We start from the raw sequence: 19,037 nt of genomic DNA, 5'->3' as shown, positions 1-19,037 counted from the left end.
GGCTGCTTATCATTGCCGCCCGTACCTTTCACACAACAAGAGTTCCCTTATGCGTCGCCTGCTGACTGGCCTGCTCACCACCACCCTGCTGCTGCTCAACACCCTGGTGATGATCGGCCCGCTGCTGGTTTTCGCCCTGCTCAAGCTGGTGCTGCCCGGGCGCGGACGCGACTATGCCTCCGCCGGGGTGATGTGGATGGCCGAAAGCTGGTCGGAAGTCGACAAGGCCATCTTCGCCCTGTGCATCCCCACCCAATGGGAAGTGCGCGGCGTCGACACCCTGCGCCAGGACACCTCGTACCTGTGCATCAGCAACCACCAGACCTGGGTCGACATCCCCGCGCTGATCGAAAGCCTCAACCGCCGCGTGCCGTTCTTCAAGTTCTTCCTCAAGAAGGAGCTGATCTGGGTACCGCTGCTGGGCCTGGCCTGGTGGGGGCTGGACTACCCGTTCATGAAGCGCTACAGCAAGGCCTTCCTCGACAAGCACCCGGAGCTCAAGGGCAAGGACCTGGAAATCACCAAGGCCGCCTGCGAGCTGTTCAAGCGCCAGCCGGTGACCGTGGTCAACTACCTCGAAGGCACCCGCTTCACCCAGGCCAAGCATGCCCAGCAGCAGTCGCCCTACCGCCACCTGCTCAAACCCAAGGCCGGCGGCGTGGCCTTTGTGCTGGCGGCGCTGGGCGAACAGCTCGATGCGTTGCTGGACGTGACCATCGTCTACCCGGGCGACAAGGCCCCGGGGTTCTGGGACCTGCTCAACGGCAGCATCAGCCGGGTGATCATCGACATTCGCGTGCGTGAGCTGGACCCGGCGCTGTGCGCGGGGGATTACGAGAACGACCCGGTGTTTCGCCAGACGGTGCAGGCTTGGGTGAACCAGCTGTGGGTGGAGAAGGACCAGCGGATTGAGCAGTTGCGCACGCAAATGCGATAACGCAATCCGCTCCAACCGCAGGTACAGCTGGCGAAAGCGGTCACAAAACACGACGAACCCAGTGCATGGCAGTAGCGGAACATCGGAGTAGGATCATTGCGCACACATGAGTCCGATTTGCCTGCTGCCAACACCAGCAGGCACCTCGGACTGACCTTATCTCTTAACCAGGCTTATTCATATAATTTGATATTATCAATAGCACTGGAGGGTGGGACCAAGAGAATAGATATACTTTCTATTTTCTTGCCCGGTGGAGCCATGAAGTTGACTCGCCCAACAAGCGTTCCTGGCTCTATAGATAAATTATATATACCCCCACCTACGTATCTAACAAAACCCGCATTGTTCGTTGTACCCGCGCCATGCCAATAGTCAAATGAAACGCCACCCACCGGCGAATTCGGCGTAAAAATAGCTCCCCCATAATATTCTGACTTCAGAAACAAGTGATGACCGGAAATATTATATAACGGGGGCACTCTATTATGCACTGTAATAACGCCGGCCGGCCTTTCCGCCACAAACTTCCCACTGGGAACGCTAAACTCCTTGACATTTTCCTGTAGCGGCACGTTCTCGAAATCAATTAGCGCGATAGGGTCTGGCCCCTCCTCTCCCCCTACCACTTGATCAGACTCATTGTAGATGAATGACGCTTTTGCGTTTTTGTTGGAAGCAAACGTCAGTTGAATAACCGGAACTACCTGATTGTAGGCCTGATAGTAACGCCGCTGATCATCTTGGGCCGACGCAAGTCCTGCAGTACCCGCCACATAGAAAAACGATTGAATCGGCAACTGCGCCCCTGTCCCCGCCGCCCAAGTGGCCAAGCGCAGTTCGTTGTTGCCGTACCAATGGGAAGTCGTGATCAGCGAACGCCCGACGGTGCTTTGTTTGAACCTATCCGCCGTATTAGGCTGACCTTCCCTCACGTTCCAGCCACATTGGGCTTTGTATTTGTCGGCCGCCGCGTTGAAGTGGGTAATCCACTGCTGGCCCGTGTTGATACCCTGGTCACTGCACGGTCGACTTTGCGTTGGGTATTGCGTGGTGGTACCGCAACCCTGCTGATTGCGGATATCCGTCCAGCCGTCGAATGGGAACGAACACATGATCTGGATATCGGAGTTTTTGCCTGCAGGTGTATCGAGCACCGGATAAAAAATAAATCCGTTATTGTAGTTCATTGGTAAATCTCTGAAGTTGGTGTCCGTTCGAATCCAGGCAAAGGACACCCCTCCACTGGCTACTGAGCCTGGGCTTGGGTCCCAGGGAAAATAGCTCTGCCGACTGAGCGTACCGCGCAACATTACACCCGAGCACAAAAACGACGGACGCGTTGCAGAGCCGCAGTTGTCTGCAGTCTGGTCGTACCAGCCTTTGAGTTGTGCAGCAGCAGCAGGCCCCCTAAGGCGCAGGCTCTGCGCCGCCGACAGCGTGGGCGGCGCCTGTTCGACACCGATGGGCGGGGAAACCGGCGCTGGCGGTTTTTCAACTAGCGGGGCACAGGCCGCGAGTAAAAACAATAACAACAGGGCAACGTAGTTTCTCTTCATCGCACACTCACTCAATAGTCATTTGCACGCGCAACGGCTGTTGAGGAAGTTACAAACAGTGTGCTCGACAGTCGTTTCCTTGGCCCGCCCAGACTAGCGATCTCTGCGATTGCGCATAACTAGCAAAAATATCAGGTTGCGCCAACGCTGCCGAAGCAGGCACCCCACGAGAGCCGTGTGTGTTCCAGATTAAAATCCAGATTTATAATCGACATTAGCAACTCTTTGTTTGTCACCAGCCACCCTGGTGGATAAAAATCGATCAACCACAACTACAAAAAAGCCAGGATTGATCGATGGCAACCCAACCTTGCTCCGCCCCCGCGCAACTGCGCCGTGTCCTGGGCCTGCCCGCCCTGGTGTTCTTCGGCCTGGTGTACATGGTCCCGCTGACCATCTTCACCACCTACGGCATCGTCACCGAGCTCACCGGTGGCCGCACTGCCGGCGCCTACCTGGTCACTCTGCTGGCCATGCTGTTCACCGCCACCTCCTACAGCTTCATGGTCCGGCGCTTCCCCGTCGCGGGCTCGGCGTACTCCTACACCAACATGGCCTTCGGCCCCAACGTGGGCTTCCTGGCCGGCTGGTCGCTACTGCTCGATTACCTGTTCATCCCGATGATCAACTACCTGCTGATCGGGCTGTTCCTCAACATCGCCTTCCCGGCCATCCCGGCCTGGGCCATCGTGCTGGCCTCCATCGCCCTGGTGACGGTGCTCAACGTGATCGGCATCCACTCGGTGGCCAAAACCAGCAACCTGATCGTCGGCGCGCAGATTGTCTTCATCGGGGTGTTCGTCGCCCTGTCGTGGCAGGGCCTGGCCGGTCAGCCGGTGGATTTGCTGGCGCCATTGCGCGGTGACGGCAGCGCACCGGGCTTCGGCGCGCTGATGGCTGGGGCGGCGGTGCTGTGCCTGTCGTTCCTCGGCTTCGACGCCGTCTCCACCCTGGCCGAAGAATGCAAGGACGCCCGCCGCGACGTGCCCCGGGCGATCATCCTCACCACTCTGGGCGCTGGCCTGCTGTTCACCGTGCTGGCCTATGTCAGCCAACTGGTGCTGCCGGGCAGCCACTTCGCCAACGCCGATGCGGCGGCCAACGAAGTGATGCTCAAGGCCGGCGGGCAGTTCCTCGCCAACTTCTTCACCGCCGCCTTCGTCGCCGGCAGCCTGGGCTCGGCGCTGGCCTCGCAGGCGGCGGTGTCGCGCATCCTGTTCACCATGGGCCGCGACCGTGTGCTGCCGCAGCGCAGCTTCGGTTATCTGTCGCCGCGCTTCGGCACACCAGTATTCGCCACCCTGCTGGTGTCGGCGTTCTCGCTGCTGGCGTTGGTGATCGACCTGGCCACCCTGGCCTCGCTGATCAGCTTCGGCGCGCTGGTGGCGTTCTCGGCGGTGAACCTGGCGGTGGTGAAGACGCACCTGGTGAATGAAAGCGCGCATCGCAACCTCAAGGGGTTGCTGCGCTATGGCGCGGTGCCGCTGGTGGGGTTGGGCCTGACCCTGTGGCTGTGGACCAGCCTGTCGGCGCTGACCTTGGTGATTGGCCTTTGCTGGTTTGCCCTGGGGCTTGCCTACTTGGCCGTGCTGACCGCTGGCTTCCGTCGCCCAGTGAGCCTGGTGGACTTCTCCGAAGTCGCCTGACGGTAAATGTGCGCTGGCTGCACCGGCCTCATCGCCGGCAAGCCGGCTCCCACAGTTTCACCGCAGCACTTAAGGACGGTGATTTCTCTGTGGGAGCCGGCTTGCCGGCGATAGGGCCAGCAGCGGCCCTGCAAGTCCCTCAGACCGATGGCTGGGCCAAAGGCGCCGGCGTTGCCCACAAATTCCCCAGGTTCTGCAGCAACGACCCGGCAATCCCCTGCTGCCCCAGGTACTGCAGGATCAGCGGCGCAAACTGCCCGATCATCCCGGTATCCAGGCCCAGCGCCTTGAACGCGGTATCCAGGTCGTTGCGGTTCTGCACCTCACCACCCAGCGCATTGCCCAGCGGCGAGTCGGTCTTGCCGTTGCCCAGTAACTGCCCCAGGCCGCTCAATCCGCCCAATGCACTGGCACCCGAGAGCAAGTCCAGCCCCGGCACGGCCTTGGTCAACTGGCCATAGTCATCGCCGCTGAGGTTGTTGCGCGCCAGCCCCAGCATCGCCCCGGCGCCGCCGATGGCCTGCTCGGGGGTGATTTTCAACTCGCTGCCCAAGGTGTTGAGCAGGTTGGCCTGGGCCGCAGGCGCCTGCACCTGGGCGCCCTGCTCCTGGTTTTGCGTGGCGGATACCGCATTGGCGACGTCGCTGAGGTTGAAGGCGAACACCGGGCTTGCGGCCAGGGTCATCAGGGTTGCCAGGGTGAATGCTTTCATCGGGAGGGACCTCGTCGGCCGGAATGGCCGGGAAACGAGGGGTTTGACTGGAGGTTTGAACCTTTGTTCCGGGCCGATTGTCGGCGCTGTTCGGGCTGGACGATACCTCGCCGCATGACGCAAGCAGGCATGAAAAAGCCCCTCGGCAAGAGGGGCTCTTTTCACTCCACATCCGTTACGCCGCGCCCCACATCTTGTGCGGGTCGATCACGAATTTCTTCGGCACGCCGGCATCGAACTCGCCATAGCCTTCCGGCGCCTGGTCTAGGTTGATCACCTGCACGCCCACCACTTCGGCGATGTTGATGCGGTCCCACATGATCGCCTGCATCAGCTGGCGGTTGTACTTCATGGTCGGGGTCTGGCCGGTGTGGAAGCTGTGCGACTTGGCCCAACCCAGGCCGAAGCGGATGCTCAGCGCACCGATCTTGGCGGCGGCGTCCACCGCACCCGGGTCTTCGGTCACATACAGGCCAGGGATACCGATGCTGCCGGCCACACGGGTGACTTGCATCAGCGAGTTCAGCACGGTGGCCGGCGCTTCATGCTTGGCGCCTTCGTGGCCATGGCCACGGGCCTCGAAGCCTACGGCATCGACGGCGCAGTCCACTTCTGGCTCACCGAGGATGTCGATGATCTGCTCGTGCAGCGGGGTGTCCTTGGACAGGTCGACCACTTCGAAGCCCTGGGACTTGGCGTGGGCCAGGCGGGCCGGGTTGAGGTCGCCGACGATCACGCAGGCGGCGCCCAGCAGGCGGGCAGACGCGGCGGCGGCCAGGCCGACCGGGCCGGCACCGGCTACGTAAACGGTGCTGCCTGGGCCAACGCCGGCAGTCACGGCACCGTGATAACCGGTTGGCAGGATGTCGGACAGGCAGGTCAGGTCACGGATTTTCTCCATGGCCTTGTCGCGGTCCGGCAGTTTCAGCAGGTTGAAGTCGGCGTAAGGCACCAGCACGTATTCGGCCTGGCCGCCGGTCCAGTCACCCATGTCGACGTAACCGTAGGCGCCACCGGCGCGGGCCGGGTTGACGGTGAGGCAGACGCCGGTGTGCATCTCTTTGCAGGAGCGGCAGCGGCCGCAGGCGACGTTGAAGGGTACCGATACCAGGTCACCGATCTTCAGGCGCTCGACGTCACGGCCCAGCTCGACGATTTCACCGGTGATTTCATGGCCCAGAACCAGGCCGACCTGGGCAGTGGTGCGGCCACGGACCATGTGCTGGTCGGAGCCGCAGATGTTGGTGGAGACCACCTTGAGGATGACGCCGTGTTCGATCTTCTTGCCGCGCGGGTCCTGCATTTTCGGGTAGTCGATCTTCTGTACTTCGACCTTGCCAGCGCCGAGATACACCACTCCACGATTGCCAGACATGCTCTTACCTCGCTTGATTTGTATTTATGCAGCGTTGGTTGAAGCGCCGCCATCCATGGGCGGCATGTGTTTCTGGAATGCAGGAATTGTGGGCCTGATGGGGGATGTCGCAGTGACTGGTTGCGACAGGGGGATGTCTTTTTGCGGCAGTTGAAAATGTGCCGGCCCTTTCGCGGGTAAACCCGCTCCCACAGGTATTGCATGGAACCTGTGGGAGCGGGTTTACCCGCGAAAGGGCCAGCGCAGGCGTTTAAAGAACGACCGTGCGATTGGCGTTCAGGAACACCCGCTTCTCAATGTGATACCCCACCGCTCGCGCCAAAGTCAGGCACTCGATATCGCGCCCCTTGGCAATCAGGTCTTCGGGGTAGTGGCTGTGGTCCACCACCTCGACGCCCTGGGCAATGATCGGCCCTTCGTCCAGGTCATTGTTGATGTAGTGCGCGGTGGCACCGACCATCTTCACGCCCTTGTTGTAGGCCTGGTGATACGGCTTGGCGCCCTTGAACCCCGGCAGCAGCGAGTGGTGGATGTTGATCGCGCAACCATCCAGCCGGCGGCACAGCTCGGGCGACAGCACCTGCATGTAGCGGGCGAGGATCACCAGCTCCGCACCGGTCTGCTCGATCACGTCCAGCACCTTGCGCTCCTGCGCCGGCTTGTCGTGGGGGTCCAGGGCAAAGTGGTAGTAAGGGATCTTGTGCCAGTGGGCCAGGGGCTCGAGGTCAGGGTGGTTGGACACCACCGCGACCACGTCCATGGCCAGTTGGCCGATGCGCTGGCGGTACAGCAGATCGTTCAGGCAGTGGTCGGCCTTGGACACCATGATCACCACCTTGGGGCGGTGATGCGGTGCGGTCAGCTCGAAGGCCATGCCGAAGGCTTCGCTGCGCGCGGCAAGGCCGGCCCGAAAGCCGCCCTCGTCGAAGCCGTCCGGGGCGCGGAACTCCACGCGAATGAAGAACCGCCCCGACAGCCGGTCATCGAAGGAATGGTGCTCGGTGACGTAGCAGCGCTGCTCGTAGAGATGACGCGTCACCACATCGACGGTGCCGAGCATGCTCGGGCAGTCGGCAGTGAGAATCCAGGTGTCCGGTGCCCGACTCATGCTGTGTACTCCCTTAGGCTTCGATGGCCAGGCCGTATTCGGCCGATGCGTCCTGCAGCCACAGCCACCAGTAGTCGGAGAAGCTGCGGCGGATCATCAACTCCCAGGTGTCTTCGGCGGTGCGGCGGATCACCAGTTGCGACTTGGCGAACACGGTGCCCACGGCCTTGCCCACCGGGAAGTTGTTCGGGTGAACATCATAGCTAGTGGATTTCATCAGCACGTCGCGCACGTTGGGGCCGCGCAGCTCGAGCAGGGTCTGCCCGCCGCTGACGTTGACCACCTGGATGTGCTGGCCGTCGAGGGCTGCACGCAGCTTGTTCTCGACTTCCACTTCCTGGCCGCCGGGGACGATCAGCAGGAACTCGTCCGGGCCCATCCATTGCAGCGAGATGTCGCCGTTGGCGACCACGGTCAGGGCTACCGGCAGCTCCAGGCCCAGGGCCTTGTGCACGGCGCCGGCGAAGGCCGGGTCGTGGCTGTTGCCGCGGAGGGTCAGGTGACCGAGGAATTTCTTCTCGCGCAGGGTCACGCCTGCGTTCTTGCGGCCCTTGCCGACCAGGCTGGCCAGGTCGGCGTGGTGCAGTGGCGACTGAGCCTTGGCATCAGGGCCGGGGTTTTGCTGGAAGACGTTGATAGCGCTCATTTCTTACCTGCCTTGAATTCTTGTGGGTCAGAGCGGGCACCGAACCTGTGGGAGCGGGTTTACCCGCGAATGCGGCGGTAAAGCCAGCATCGCATTCGCGGGTGAACCCGCTCCCACAGTGTCCGATGTTGTCAGCCGGAGCCTTAGACGTTCTGCCGCTCACCCTTCGGATCGAAGAACACCGCGGAGACGATTTCCGCCTCGATCACGCTGCCATCGGCCTGTGGCGAATACACCCGCTCGCCCATGCGCTTGAGGCCGCCCTTGACCACACCCATGGCGAACGAATAGCCCAGGGAGTTGGAGGCATAGCTGGAGGTGACGTGGCCGACCATGTCCATCGGGATCGGTTGCTTGGGGTCGAACACCAGTTGGGCGCCTTCAGGCAGCCACACCTTGGGATCGACCGGCTTGAGGCCCACCAGCTGCTTGCGGTTGTCGCGCAGGCAGTCTTCGCGGTTCATGCCACGCAGGCCGATCCACGAGAACGGCTTGTTGCGGCCCACGCACCAGCTCATGTTCAGGTCGTCCGGGTTCATCGAACCGTCGGTGTCCTGGCCCACGATGATGAAGCCCTTCTCGGCACGCAGCACGTGCATGGTCTCGGTGCCGTACGGGGTCAGGTTGTACTTCTTGCCGGCCTCGACGATCTGCTCCAGCACGCCCATGGCGTAGTTGGCCTGCACGTTCACTTCGTACGACAGCTCGCCGGTGAACGAGATGCGGAACACCCGGGCCGGCACGCCGCCGACATTGCCTTCCTTCCAGGTCATGAACGGGAAGGCTTCCTTGTCCATGTCGATGTCGGTCAGCTCGCTGAGCAGCTTGCGGCTGTTGGGGCCGGACAGGGTCATGGTCGCCCAGTGGTCGGTGACCGAGGTGAAGTACACCTTCAGTTCCGGCCATTCGGTCTGGTGGTACAGCTCCATCCACTGCAACACACGGGCGGCGCCGCCGGTAGTGGTGGTCATGATGAAGTGGTTGTCGCCGACGCAGGCGGTCACGCCGTCGTCGAAGACCATGCCGTCCTCTTTGCACATCAGGCCGTAGCGGGCCTTGCCCACGTCGAGCTTGGTCCAGGCGTTGGTGTAGATGCGGTTGAGGAACTCGCGCGCGTCCGGCCCCTGGATGTCGATCTTGCCGAGCGTGGAGGCGTCCAGCAGGCCGACGCTGTCACGCACGGCCTTGCACTCGCGGGCCACGGCAGCGTGGATATCCTCGCCGGCTTTAGGGAAGTACCACGGGCGCTTCCACTGGCCGACGTCCTCGAACTCGGCGCCGTTCTTCACGTGCCAGGCATGCAGGGCGGTGAAGCGCACCGGCTCGAACAGGTGGCCACAGTGCCGGCCCGCTACCGCGCCGAAGGTCACCGGCGTGTAGTTGGGGCGGAACATGGTGGTGCCCATTTCCGGGATGGTGATGCCGATCGAACGGGCGGCGATGGCCAGGCCGTTGATGTTGCCCAGCTTGCCCTGGTCGGTACCGAAGCCCAGCGCGGTATAGCGCTTGACGTGCTCGACCGACTCGAAGCCTTCGCGGGTGGCCAGTTCGATACCGGCGGCGGTGACGTCGTTCTGCTGGTCGACGAACTGCTTCGGCCCTTTGCTGCCCTTGTCGTGCGGCACCTGGAACAGCGCCACGGTGGCCTCTTCCTTGCGCGCCACGGTTTTCGGCAGGGTGCCGACGGTGGCCTTGAAACCGGCCTCGGTGGCAGCGCGGGCGCCGCCTTCGAAACCATCGGCAATCACGTCACCGAGGGCATAGACGCCGTTGATGCCGCCGACGCACTCGCGCTTCTGCGGGGCATCGCCCGGCACGAAGCCAAGGATGTCGTCACGCCATACCGGGCGACCGCCCAGGTGCGAAGCGAGGTGGACGATCGGGCTGTAGCCGCCGGAGGTGGCGATCAGGTCGCACTCGAGGGTCTCGCCTGGGCTGGTGACCTTGTGTGCCTTTACATCGATGGCGGCCACACGGGCGCCGGTGACATGCTTGCTGCCCTTGGCCTCGACCACGGCGCTGGAGGTGAGAATGCGAATGCCCTTGGCACGCGCTTCTTCAACCAGCGAACCACGCGGGTTGTGGCGGGCGTCGGCGATGGCCACCACTTGCAGGCCGGCGTCGTGCCAGTCGAGCGCTGCGCGGTAGGCGTGATCGTTGTTGGTCGACAGCACCAGCTTGCGGCCCGGCGCGACACCGTAGCGGCGCACGTAGGTGGAGACCGCACCGGCCAGCATGTTGCCCGGCACGTCGTTGTTGCCGTACACCAGCGGGCGCTCGTGGGCGCCAGGGGCCAGCACCACACGCTTGGCACGCACGCGGTGCACGCGGTGGCGCACCTGGCCGATCGGGGCGCGGTCGCCGAGGTGGTCGGTGAGGCGCTCGTGAATGGTCAGGAAGTTATGGTCGTGGTAGCCGTTGACCGTGGCACGTGGCAGCAGGGTCACTTCCGGCAGGCTTTCCAACTCTTTGACCACGGCGTTGACCCAGTCGGCGGCGGGCTTGCCGTCGAGGGTTTCGCGGGTGTCGAGCAGGCTGCCGCCGAACTCTTCCTGTTCATCGGCCAGGATCACCCGGGCACCGCTGCGGGCGGCGGCCAGGGCAGCGGCCAGGCCAGCGGGGCCGGCGCCGACGATCAGCACGTCGCAGTGCTGGTTCATGTAGTCGTAGCTGTCCGGATCGTTCTGCAGCGGCGCACGGCCAAGGCCTGCGGCTTTGCGGATGTACTTCTCGTAGGTCATCCAGAACGATTTCGGGTACATGAAGGTTTTGTAGTAGAAGCCCGGCGGCATCATGCTGCCGCCCACCTTGCCGAGGATGCCCATGACGTCGTTGTTGACGTTCGGCCAGCCGTTGGTGCTGGTGGCGACCAGGCCTGCGTAAAGCGCCTGCTGGGTGGCACGCACGTTGGGGATCTGGGTGGCTTCGCTGGAGCCGATCTGCAGGATGGCGTTCGGCTCTTCGGTACCGGCGGCGATGATGCCGCGGGGGCGCGAGTACTTGAAGCTGCGCCCGACGATGTCGACGCCGTTGGCCAGCAGGGCGGCAGCCAGGCTGTCGCCGGCATAGCCCTGGTAGGTCTTGCCGTTGAAGGTGAAGTTCAACACCTTGCTGCGGTCGATACGGCCGCCGCTGGCGAGGCGATAGGTCTGGCTCATACTTTTTCCCCTTGGCCCTTGGCGGTCGCGGATGCCGCGCTTTGCTTGCCGGCAGCGGTGACTTGAGGCTTCTCGCCGATCTTGTAGGTTTCCAGAATTTCGTAGGTCACGGTGTCACGGGTGACGTTGAAGTACTGGCGGCAGCCGGCAACGTGGTCCCACAGTTCGTGGTGGATGCCACGCGGGTTGTCGCGGAAGAACATGTAGGTACCCCACTCCTCGTCGGAGCAGGCGGCCGGGTCCAGCGGGCGCGGGATGTGGGCCTGGCCGGAAGCGTGGAATTCTTCTTCGGAGCGCAGCTCGCCGCAGTGGGGACAGAAAATATGCAACATGACGGTTGTCTCCGGGTCAGTGGGCGACGGCAGCAGCGCCGTGTTCGTCGATCAGCGCACCGTTGTAGAAACGGTCCATGGAGAACGGCGCGGCCAGTGGGTGCATTTCGCCCTTGGCCAGGCTCGCGGCGAACACGTTGCCCGAGCCCGGGGTGGCCTTGAAGCCGCCGGTGCCCCAGCCGCAGTTGAAGAACATGTTCTTGACCGGGGTCTTGGAGATGATCGGGCAGGCGTCCGGCGAGGTGTCGACGATGCCGCCCCACTGGCGGTTCATGCGCACGCGCGAGAGGTTGGGGAACATCTCGACGATGGCCTGCAGGGTGTGTTCGATCACCGGGTACGAGCCGCGCTGGCCGTAGCCGACCCAGCCGTCGATACCGGCACCGATCACCAGGTCGCCCTTGTCGGACTGGCTGATGTAGCCGTGCACGGCGTTGGACATGATCACGCTGTCGATGATCGGCTTGATCGGCTCCGATACCAGGGCTTGCAGCGGGTGCGATTCCAGCGGCAGGCGGAAGCCGGCGAGCCTGGCCATGTGCCCGGAGTTACCGGCGGTGACCACGCCGACGCGCTTGGCGCCGATGAAGCCTTTGTTGGTTTCCACGCCGATCACGGCGCCGTTCTCTTTACGGAAGCCAATCACTTCGGTCTGCTGGATCAGGTCCACGCCCAGGGCGTCGGCGGCACGGGCGAAGCCCCAGGCCACGGCATCGTGACGGGCCACGCCGCCACGGCGCTGCACGGTGGCACCGAGGATCGGGTAGCGGGTGTTCTTCGAGCAGTCCAGGTAGGGGATCTCGGCCGCGACCTGGGCGGTGTTGAGCAGCTCGCCATCGACGCCGTTGAGGCGGTTGGCGTTGACCCGGCGCTCGGAATCGCGGATGTCCTGCAGGGTGTGGCACAGGTTGTACACGCCGCGCTGGGAGAACATCACGTTGTAGTTGAGGTCCTGGGACAGGCCCTCCCACAGCTTCATGGCGTGCTCGTACAGGTGCGCCGACTCGTCCCACAGGTAGTTGGAACGCACGATGGTGGTGTTACGGGCGGTGTTGCCGCCGCCCAGGTAGCCTTTTTCGATCACGGCAACGTTGGTGATGCCGTGCTCTTTGGCCAGGTAGTAGGCAGTGGCCAGGCCATGGCCGCCACCGCCGACGATGACCACGTCGTAGACCTTTTTAGGGGTTGGCGTGCGCCACATGCGCTGCCAGTTCTCGTGGTGGCTGAGGGAGTGTTTGAAGAGGCCGAAGCCCGAGTAGCGTTGCATGGTCGTTTACTCCACTCAGCGGTAAACAGGGAAGTCTGCGCACAGGGCGGCGACGTTCTTGGCCACATCGGCTTCGACGTCAGCGTCGCCGAGGTTGTCGAGGATGTCGCAGATCCAGCCGGCCAGGGCCACGCATTGGGCCACCTTGAAGCCACGGGTGGTGACGGCCGGGGTGCCGATGCGCAGGCCCGAGGTGACGAACGGCGACTGCGGGTCGTTCGGCACGGCGTTCTTGTTGACGGTGATGTGCGCGCGGCCCAGGGCGGCGTCAGCATCTTTACCGGTAAGGCCCTGGCGAATCAGGCTGACCAGGAACAGGTGGTTGTCGGTACCGCCCGAGACCACATCGAAGCCGCGGTCGATGAACACCTGGGCCATGGCCTGGGCGTTTTCGATGACCTGCTTCTGGTAGGCCTTGAAGCCAGGCTCCAGCGCTTCCTTGAAGCACACGGCCTTGGCGGCGATCACGTGCATCAGCGGGCCGCCCTGGGCGCCGGGGAAGACCGCGGCGTTGAGCTTCTTCTCGATCTCTTCGTTGCTCTTGGCCAGGATCAGGCCGCCACGGGGGCCGCGCAGGGTCTTGTGGGTGGTGGTGGTGACCACATCGGCGAAGGGGATCGGGTTCGGGTACAGGCCGGCGGCGACCAGGCCGGCGACGTGGGCCATGTCGACGAACAGCAGGGCACCGACCTTGTCGGCGATGGCGCGGAAGCGTGGGAAGTCGAGGGTCTTGGAGTAGGCCGAGAAGCCGGCGACGATCATCTTCGGCTTGTGCTCGACGGCCAGGCGCTCGACTTCGTCGTAGTCGATCAGGCCGGTAGTGGTGTCGATGCCGTACTGCACGGCGTTGTACAGCTTGCCGGAGGACGACACCTTGGCGCCGTGGGTCAGGTGGCCGCCATGGGCCAGGCTCATGCCCAGGATGGTGTCGCCGGCCTGCAGCAGGGCCAGGTACACGGCGCCGTTGGCCGACGAGCCGGAGTGCGGCTGCACGTTGGCGTAGTCGGCGCCGAACAGCTGCTTGGCGCGCTCGATGGCCAGCGCCTCGACCTTGTCGACGTGCTCGCAGCCGCCGTAATAGCGCTTGCCCGGGTAGCCTTCGGCGTACTTGTTGGTGAGGCCGCTGCCTTGGGCCTGCATCACGCGCTTGCTGGTGTAGTTCTCCGAGGCGATCAGCTCGATATGATCTTCCTGGCGCTGTTCCTCGGCATTCATCGCCGCCAGCAGTGCGTCGTCGTAACCCTGGATCTGGTCTTGCTTGCTGAACATCATGTATCTCCCGGCAGCGATCGTTTCTTGTCTGTAGAGGGACTTGTCACCCTTTGCAGCGATGGTATGACCGGGCCGGTGGGCACAGATGCCTGCGCGCGCCTTGCAATGGCGCGTTTACGACATTGGCTGCAGGGTTTGTCTGTGCCGGCCTCTTCGCGGGTGAACCCGCTCCCACAGGGTGCGCCGCTGTGCCTGTGGGAACGGGTTTACCCGCGAAGCAGCCGGTACAGGCGACGCAGGCCTGGGCTTGTATAGGCAACCGCCAAATCGATGGTTTAGAGTGCGTGCCTGCGTCGTAAAAAAGGACAGGCGTCATGACCGATAACAACCAACAATTCGCCAGCGACAACTATTCCGGCATCTGCCCAGAAGCCTGGGCCGCGATGGCAAAGGCCAACCACGGCCACGAACGCGCCTATGGCGACGACCAGTGGACCGAGCGCGCCTCGGAGTACTTTCGCAACTTGTTCGAAACCGACTGCGAAGTGTTCTTCGCCTTCAACGGCACCGCCGCCAACTCCCTGGCCCTGGCCTCGCTGTGCCAGAGCTACCACAGCGTGATCTGCTCCGAGACCGCCCACGTCGAGACCGACGAATGCGGCGCGCCGGAGTTCTTCTCCAACGGCTCCAAGCTGCTGACCGCGCCCAGCGTCAACGGCAAGCTCACCCCCGAGTCGATCCGTGAAGTGGCGCTCAAGCGCCAGGACATCCACTACCCCAAGCCCCGCGTGGTGACCCTCACCCAGGCCACCGAAGTGGGCACGGTGTACCGCCCCGACGAGCTCAAGGCGATCAGCGCCACCTGTAAAGAGCTGGGCCTGAACCTGCACATGGACGGCGCGCGCTTCACCAATGCCTGCGCGTTCCTGGGTTGTTCGCCAGCCGAGCTGACCTGGAAGGCCGGCGTCGATGTGCTGTGCTTTGGCGGCACCAAGAACGGCATGGCAGTGGGCGAGGCGATCCTGTTCTTCAACCGCGCCCTGGCCGAAGACTTCGACTACCGCTGCAAGCAGGCCGGGCAACTGGCCTCGAAGATGCGCTTTTTGTCGGCGCCGTGGGTCGGGCTGCTGGAAGACGGCGCCTGGATGCGCCATGGCCGCCACGCCAACCAGTGTGCGCAACTGCTGGCATCGCTGGTCAGCGACTTGCCGGGCGTGGAGCTGATGTTCCCGGTGGAGGCCAACGGGGTGTTCCTGCAGATGCCGGAACCTGCCATCGAAGCGCTGCGCAATAAAGGCTGGCGCTTCTATACCTTCATTGGCAGCGGTGGGGCGCGGTTCATGTGTTCGTGGGATACCCAAGAGGCGCGGGTGCGCGAGTTGGCGGCGGATATCCGCAGCATCGTCGGCGCCTGACAGACCGCCATCGCCGACAAGCCGGCTCCCACAGGGTCAGCGCCAAGCTGCGGGCCTGCGCGCTAACCTGTGGGAGCGGGCTTGCCCGCGAAGAATGATGCTACCCATGCCAAGGCTGATTTTTCATACCTCGTGTGACAGCGGGAAGTGCGGGAAATAGCAATCGCATCTGTCCAATGGCTAAAAATGTCTACACGATTGGCCCGACCAGTACCGAGCTAATACTGGTGTCAACTGATAAATATGACAGTTGTTGAGATTGAAATCTCGCAGCAGTCTTGAACCTCCCATTAACATTATGGCGAGGCTACAGTGATGGAAGACTTAGATCTGTCGTGGTTTGGACTCCCAGTCCAAGATCCTGAATTCAAAAAAGTTCTGATGACGTATCGCGAAGGCAATGAGACTCGACTCGGCAGTGCTGAAGTATCGTTGACATATAGTCCAGACGAGGAGCCAAGGCTGGATATAATGCCTAGGGATCCTGAGAGCGCTGGCAAATCATCCTCGTCTACCAAGACTCGTCAAAACCCCGCGGACTTTGTATCTGTGGCCTTCGGCGACAGGGATGGAGACGGGCTTGCTGAAGTTCCGGAGAAGCTCAAAACTTTCATATCGAGTCTAATCGTAGGGGACATCATTAAATATAACGGCGACTGGATTGAGATCATCAATAAACATTACCATTATGAGACGCCCAATCCCGTGATTCCTTCTGGGTATATCGAGATACAGGTCAAATATAGAAAGTTCACAAGCGTTTGAACTATTTATGACACGATTGGATCGCCACACTCACGTTTGCATCAATGACAGAAGCGTGGCGATCCAATTGACTTCGTGACCTGCTAAAGCCTGAACCCACCCATCTGTCGCGCCAGGTCATCGGCCAACCCGCGCAGCGCCTGGCACTCCTCCCGGCACCCTTGCACCTCGGCCGCTGTCTGCCGCGCCAGGTCGGAAATGCCCTGCACCGTGCGGTTGATTTCCTCGGTCACCGCCGACTGCTCCTCGGTCGCCGTGGCCACCTGGTGGTTCATGTCGCTGATCTGCTCCACCTGATCGGTGATCGCCCCCAGCGACGTGCCCGTGCGCTGGCTGGACTCGACCCCATTGCCGGTCGCCTGCTGCCCCGCCTGCATCGATGACACCGCCGTGCCCGCGCCCTGCTTGAGGCGCTGGATCATCTGCTGGACTTCGTCGGTGGACACTTGGGTACGCCGGGCCAAGGTGCGCACCTCGTCGGCCACCACGGCAAAGCCACGGCCCATCTCACCGGCCCGCGCCGCTTCGATGGCGGCGTTCAGTGCCAGCAGGTTGGTCTGTTCGGAAATACTGCGGATCACTGCTAAAACTTCGTCGATAGAGGCGACTTCGTCGGCCAACTGGCTGACCGCATCGGCCGCCTTGCCAATCTCGCCAGACATGCCTTCGATGTTGTGAATGGACCGACGCACCACTTCGCGCGCCTGCAGCGCCTCGTCGCGTGCCGACTGCGAAGCCACGGCGGCGGAGCCGGCATTCTGGGCAATGTCCTGTACGGTCAAACCCATCTCATGGACGGCGGTGGCGACCATCTCGGTCATTTCCTGCTGGCGCCCGGAGCGTTCGGCGGTGTTGTCCACCACTTGCGTTACCTGCTCAACCGAGCGGTGCAGGCGTTCGGTGGTGCGCAACACTTCACCGATCAAGCCGCGCTGGCTGTCGAGGAAGCGGTTGAAGCCCCGGGCCAGGTCGCCCAGCTCGTCCTGGCGCGAATCGTCGAGGCGGTGGCTGAGGTCACCGGCACCACTGCCAATCTGCACCAATGCCGCGGTGACCTGGCGGATCGGCCGTACCAGCCCGCGCGCCAGCAGTACCACCAGCAACAGCGACACCAGCGCCACGCCACCGCCAATCAGGCTGGTGAGCCATACGGCCTGACGCATCTGGGCATAGATCTCGGCCTCCGGCACTTCGGCCACCAGGGTCCAGTTCAGGTCCCGCAGGGGCAGGCCCAGGGCCAGGTAGGTTTCGCCGTCGCGGCTGAAACGGCTGCTGCGCAGGCCCTGGTCGCCGCTCATCACCGCCTTGGCGGCATCGGCATCAAGCTGCTCGGCGAGCTGGCGCTTGCCGCTGAACTGCTGGTCGGGGTGCACCTGGATCAGGCCGTCGTTGCGCACCAGGAACACCTTGCCGTGCTCACCGAAGCTGAAGTCGTGGATCAGCTTGGACAGTTCGCTCATGCGCAGGCCCATGCCCGCCACGCCCACCAACTGGCCATCCTTTTCCACCCGATAGTCGATGAACAGCGCCAGCTCACCGGTGGCCCCGTCGATATCGATATTGACCAAGCGCTCGGCGCCGCTGTCGATATAGCCGTAGAACCAGCTGTCCTTGGGGTTGGCGCGGCTGAGGGTGCGATCCAGGCCTTTCTCGTTGTAGTAGTGGTTGCTCGCAGTGGCGGCGAACATCGTGGTGAAGGCCTTGTTGCGCTGCCTGGCGCCCTCCAGGTACTCGATGAAACGCGGTGCTTGCGCTGGATCCTCACCGGCGGCCAGCCAGTCGCGCAGCAGGGTATTACCGGCGATGTCCGCCGCGGCCACCAGCGGTCGGCCGAGCATGCGCTCGATGTCGTTGCGGATCGCCTCGATGCTGGCCGGCAGCGCCGTGTCGACCAGGTACCGCTCGGTGAGGCGGTTGACCGCCACGGTGTAGATCGCCACCACCACCAGGATGCTCGCCAGCAGGGCCGCGCCCATGCTTGCGATCAATTGCCACTGGATACTCCGCCGCCAGATACGCATGCCCTGCTACTCCCGCTAATTATTGTTTTGCGAGAAGTGTATACACTCAAGTATCCAGTTATTCCAGAGATCTGAGACAGCACAAAAAGACTGTGGGAGCGGGTTTGCCCGCGAAAACGTCGGTGAAACCACCATCGTCTTCGCGGGTAAACCCGCTCCCACAGGGGATGCTTGAGCGCTTTACTGGTCGCCGATGGTCCGGCTGATGGCATCGACGGTGGCGTCGATCTGCGCCTGGGTGCGCTCCAGGGTCTTGGCGTGTTCGCGCTGCAACTCGATCTGTTTCGAGCACAGGTTCAGGGCCGCCAGCACCAGCAATTTGTCACCGATCAGGGTCGGGTAGCTGCGCTTGGTCTCGGCCAGGGCGACGTTGAGCATGCGCACGGCCTGGGCCAGGGTTTCTTCCTGGCCTTCCGGCGCCTTGAGCGAATAGTCGTTGCCGAGGATCGATACGACATTGACCGGCTGCGCGTGCAGCCTCATGCGTTCACGACACCCGCGCTGGCGCGGTCGACCAGGGCCTGGATGCGGGCAGCGGTGGCGCCGTGCTTCTCTTCCTGCTCCATCAGCGACAGCTGCAGGGTCTCGTTCTCTTCCTTGGCCTGGGCCAGTTCCTGGCTGAGGGCGGTGTTCTGCTCGGTGAGTTGAGCGTTCTTGTGCATCAGGTCGCTGACCAGTTGCTCGAGTTGATTCAGGGAAGTTTCCAACATGCGTCTATCTCGGGTTGTTGCAAAGGGCGCACACGATAAGGAAAAACCTGCGCCCTCGCCATTAAATATCGGATTCAAAAGGTTTTTACCTGCTCAGGTTGACCGGTGTCGACCGCCCTTGTTCCGGCCTGGGTCAACCGCCTGTCAGGAATTTCGTTAGCTGCCTCACAAATC

At 62.8% G+C, this 19,037-nt stretch carries 16 protein-coding genes and 1 pseudogene; 4 read left to right on the top strand and 13 right to left on the bottom strand.

Annotation, left to right across the window (positions count from 1 at the left end; translation table 11 throughout):
- The first annotated feature begins 49 nt into the window (after positions 1–49).
- Entirely contained in the window at positions 50–937 is an 888-nt protein-coding gene (gene yihG / locus LOY51_RS01885) for a 1-acylglycerol-3-phosphate O-acyltransferase, YihG family (RefSeq protein ID WP_125857159.1), read from the top strand.
- Positions 938–1,110: 173 nt separating this feature from the next.
- On the opposite strand, the gene LOY51_RS01880 is transcribed toward yihG, so the two are convergent.
- Positions 1,111–2,496 carry a hypothetical protein gene (locus LOY51_RS01880; protein WP_125857158.1) on the bottom strand — a complete coding sequence of 462 codons (1,386 nt, stop codon included), beginning with the start codon at positions 2,494–2,496 and terminating at the stop codon, positions 1,111–1,113.
- 296 nt (positions 2,497–2,792) lie between these two features.
- Here LOY51_RS01880 and LOY51_RS01875 point away from each other — a divergent pair, with 296 nt between their 5' ends.
- Positions 2,793–4,142, top strand: a complete 1,350-nt coding sequence (locus LOY51_RS01875; RefSeq protein WP_258644161.1) for an APC family permease — start codon at positions 2,793–2,795, stop codon at positions 4,140–4,142.
- A gap of 139 nt (positions 4,143–4,281) precedes the next feature.
- Here LOY51_RS01875 and LOY51_RS01870 read toward each other — a convergent pair whose 3' ends face one another.
- The 8 genes from LOY51_RS01870 to LOY51_RS01835 form a co-directional block, all read right to left on the bottom strand.
- Complete coding sequence (locus LOY51_RS01870) at positions 4,282–4,854, bottom strand: DUF2780 domain-containing protein (RefSeq protein WP_125857156.1); 573 nt, start codon at positions 4,852–4,854, stop codon at positions 4,282–4,284.
- Positions 4,855–5,029: 175 nt separating this feature from the next.
- The gene (gene fdhA / locus LOY51_RS01865; protein ID WP_125857155.1) at positions 5,030–6,229 is read right to left on the bottom strand and encodes a formaldehyde dehydrogenase, glutathione-independent; all 1,200 of its coding nucleotides are present in this window, start codon (positions 6,227–6,229) and stop codon (positions 5,030–5,032) included.
- 250 nt (positions 6,230–6,479) lie between these two features.
- A complete protein-coding gene (gene purU / locus LOY51_RS01860) occupies positions 6,480–7,337 on the bottom strand; it encodes a formyltetrahydrofolate deformylase (protein ID WP_125462283.1) in 858 nt (285 codons plus the stop codon).
- Between the two features lie 13 nt (positions 7,338–7,350).
- Positions 7,351–7,983, bottom strand: coding sequence for a sarcosine oxidase subunit gamma (locus LOY51_RS01855; protein WP_125462282.1), 633 nt, complete (start codon positions 7,981–7,983; stop codon positions 7,351–7,353).
- A 143-nt stretch (positions 7,984–8,126) separates the two neighbouring features.
- The gene (locus LOY51_RS01850; RefSeq protein WP_125462281.1) at positions 8,127–11,141 is read right to left on the bottom strand and encodes a sarcosine oxidase subunit alpha; all 3,015 of its coding nucleotides are present in this window, start codon (positions 11,139–11,141) and stop codon (positions 8,127–8,129) included.
- Positions 11,138–11,473: a sarcosine oxidase subunit delta gene (locus LOY51_RS01845; RefSeq protein WP_110992278.1), complete on the bottom strand. Its 336-nt coding sequence runs from the start codon at positions 11,471–11,473 to the stop codon at positions 11,138–11,140. Before LOY51_RS01845 ends, LOY51_RS01850 begins: the two co-directional genes overlap by 4 nt.
- A 16-nt stretch (positions 11,474–11,489) precedes the next feature.
- A complete protein-coding gene (locus LOY51_RS01840; RefSeq protein ID WP_110992277.1) occupies positions 11,490–12,740 on the bottom strand; it encodes a sarcosine oxidase subunit beta family protein in 1,251 nt (416 codons plus the stop codon).
- Between the two features lie 15 nt (positions 12,741–12,755).
- The gene (locus LOY51_RS01835) at positions 12,756–14,009 is read right to left on the bottom strand and encodes a serine hydroxymethyltransferase (RefSeq protein WP_125861225.1); all 1,254 of its coding nucleotides are present in this window, start codon (positions 14,007–14,009) and stop codon (positions 12,756–12,758) included.
- Between the two features lie 317 nt (positions 14,010–14,326).
- Here LOY51_RS01835 and LOY51_RS01830 point away from each other — a divergent pair, with 317 nt between their 5' ends.
- Both LOY51_RS01830 and LOY51_RS01825 read left to right on the top strand, forming a co-directional pair.
- Positions 14,327–15,367, top strand: a complete 1,041-nt coding sequence (locus tag LOY51_RS01830; RefSeq protein ID WP_125857153.1) for a threonine aldolase family protein — start codon at positions 14,327–14,329, stop codon at positions 15,365–15,367.
- Between the two features lie 315 nt (positions 15,368–15,682).
- The gene (locus LOY51_RS01825) at positions 15,683–16,132 is read left to right on the top strand and encodes a hypothetical protein (RefSeq protein ID WP_125857152.1); all 450 of its coding nucleotides are present in this window, start codon (positions 15,683–15,685) and stop codon (positions 16,130–16,132) included.
- 83 nt (positions 16,133–16,215) lie between these two features.
- Here LOY51_RS01825 and LOY51_RS27050 read toward each other — a convergent pair whose 3' ends face one another.
- The 4 genes and pseudogenes from LOY51_RS27050 to LOY51_RS01810 all read right to left on the bottom strand — a co-directional run bounded on the left by LOY51_RS27050 (position 16,216) and on the right by LOY51_RS01810 (position 18,863).
- The gene (locus LOY51_RS27050) at positions 16,216–16,944 is read right to left on the bottom strand and encodes a methyl-accepting chemotaxis protein (RefSeq protein WP_374045876.1); all 729 of its coding nucleotides are present in this window, start codon (positions 16,942–16,944) and stop codon (positions 16,216–16,218) included.
- Between the two features lie 135 nt (positions 16,945–17,079).
- Positions 17,080–18,108: pseudogene (locus LOY51_RS27045) on the bottom strand (cache domain-containing protein); the annotation flags it as partial.
- A 225-nt stretch (positions 18,109–18,333) separates the two neighbouring features.
- A complete protein-coding gene (locus LOY51_RS01815) occupies positions 18,334–18,636 on the bottom strand; it encodes a cell division protein ZapA (RefSeq protein WP_110992273.1) in 303 nt (100 codons plus the stop codon).
- Positions 18,633–18,863 (bottom strand): hypothetical protein, encoded by a 231-nt coding sequence (locus tag LOY51_RS01810; RefSeq protein WP_125857149.1) that lies wholly within the window; start codon positions 18,861–18,863, stop codon positions 18,633–18,635. The genes LOY51_RS01815 and LOY51_RS01810 overlap by 4 nt, the downstream gene beginning before the upstream one ends.
- Positions 18,864–19,037 lie beyond the last annotated feature (174 nt).

The sequence above is a fragment of the Pseudomonas sichuanensis genome, from assembly GCF_024749065.1.
GTDB lineage: Bacteria > Pseudomonadota > Gammaproteobacteria > Pseudomonadales > Pseudomonadaceae > Aquipseudomonas > Aquipseudomonas sichuanensis.
Note: the sequence above shows the minus strand (reverse complement) of the source record. Positions and strands in the feature narration are given on the sequence as shown.

Bases quoted from the DNA above. Each gene is read 5' to 3' on its own strand.
- yihG (WP_125857159.1), top strand. From the start codon at position 50: ATGCGTCGCCTGCTGACTGGCCTGCTCACCACCACCCTGCTGCTGCTC.
- LOY51_RS27050 (WP_374045876.1), bottom strand. From the start codon at position 16,944: ATGGTCGCCACCGCCGTCCATGAGATGGGTTTGACCGTACAGGACATT.
- LOY51_RS01850 (WP_125462281.1), bottom strand. From the start codon at position 11,141: ATGAGCCAGACCTATCGCCTCGCCAGCGGCGGCCGTATCGACCGCAGC.
- LOY51_RS01875 (WP_258644161.1), top strand. From the start codon at position 2,793: ATGGCAACCCAACCTTGCTCCGCCCCCGCGCAACTGCGCCGTGTCCTG.
- LOY51_RS01810 (WP_125857149.1), bottom strand. From the start codon at position 18,863: ATGTTGGAAACTTCCCTGAATCAACTCGAGCAACTGGTCAGCGACCTG.
- LOY51_RS01815 (WP_110992273.1), bottom strand. From the start codon at position 18,636: ATGAGGCTGCACGCGCAGCCGGTCAATGTCGTATCGATCCTCGGCAAC.
- LOY51_RS01855 (WP_125462282.1), bottom strand. From the start codon at position 7,983: ATGAGCGCTATCAACGTCTTCCAGCAAAACCCCGGCCCTGATGCCAAG.
- LOY51_RS01825 (WP_125857152.1), top strand. From the start codon at position 15,683: ATGGAAGACTTAGATCTGTCGTGGTTTGGACTCCCAGTCCAAGATCCT.
- LOY51_RS01845 (WP_110992278.1), bottom strand. From the start codon at position 11,473: ATGTTGCATATTTTCTGTCCCCACTGCGGCGAGCTGCGCTCCGAAGAA.
- purU (WP_125462283.1), bottom strand. From the start codon at position 7,337: ATGAGTCGGGCACCGGACACCTGGATTCTCACTGCCGACTGCCCGAGC.
- LOY51_RS01830 (WP_125857153.1), top strand. From the start codon at position 14,327: ATGACCGATAACAACCAACAATTCGCCAGCGACAACTATTCCGGCATC.
- LOY51_RS01870 (WP_125857156.1), bottom strand. From the start codon at position 4,854: ATGAAAGCATTCACCCTGGCAACCCTGATGACCCTGGCCGCAAGCCCG.
- LOY51_RS01840 (WP_110992277.1), bottom strand. From the start codon at position 12,740: ATGCAACGCTACTCGGGCTTCGGCCTCTTCAAACACTCCCTCAGCCAC.
- LOY51_RS01880 (WP_125857158.1), bottom strand. From the start codon at position 2,496: ATGAAGAGAAACTACGTTGCCCTGTTGTTATTGTTTTTACTCGCGGCC.
- LOY51_RS01835 (WP_125861225.1), bottom strand. From the start codon at position 14,009: ATGTTCAGCAAGCAAGACCAGATCCAGGGTTACGACGACGCACTGCTG.
- fdhA (WP_125857155.1), bottom strand. From the start codon at position 6,229: ATGTCTGGCAATCGTGGAGTGGTGTATCTCGGCGCTGGCAAGGTCGAA.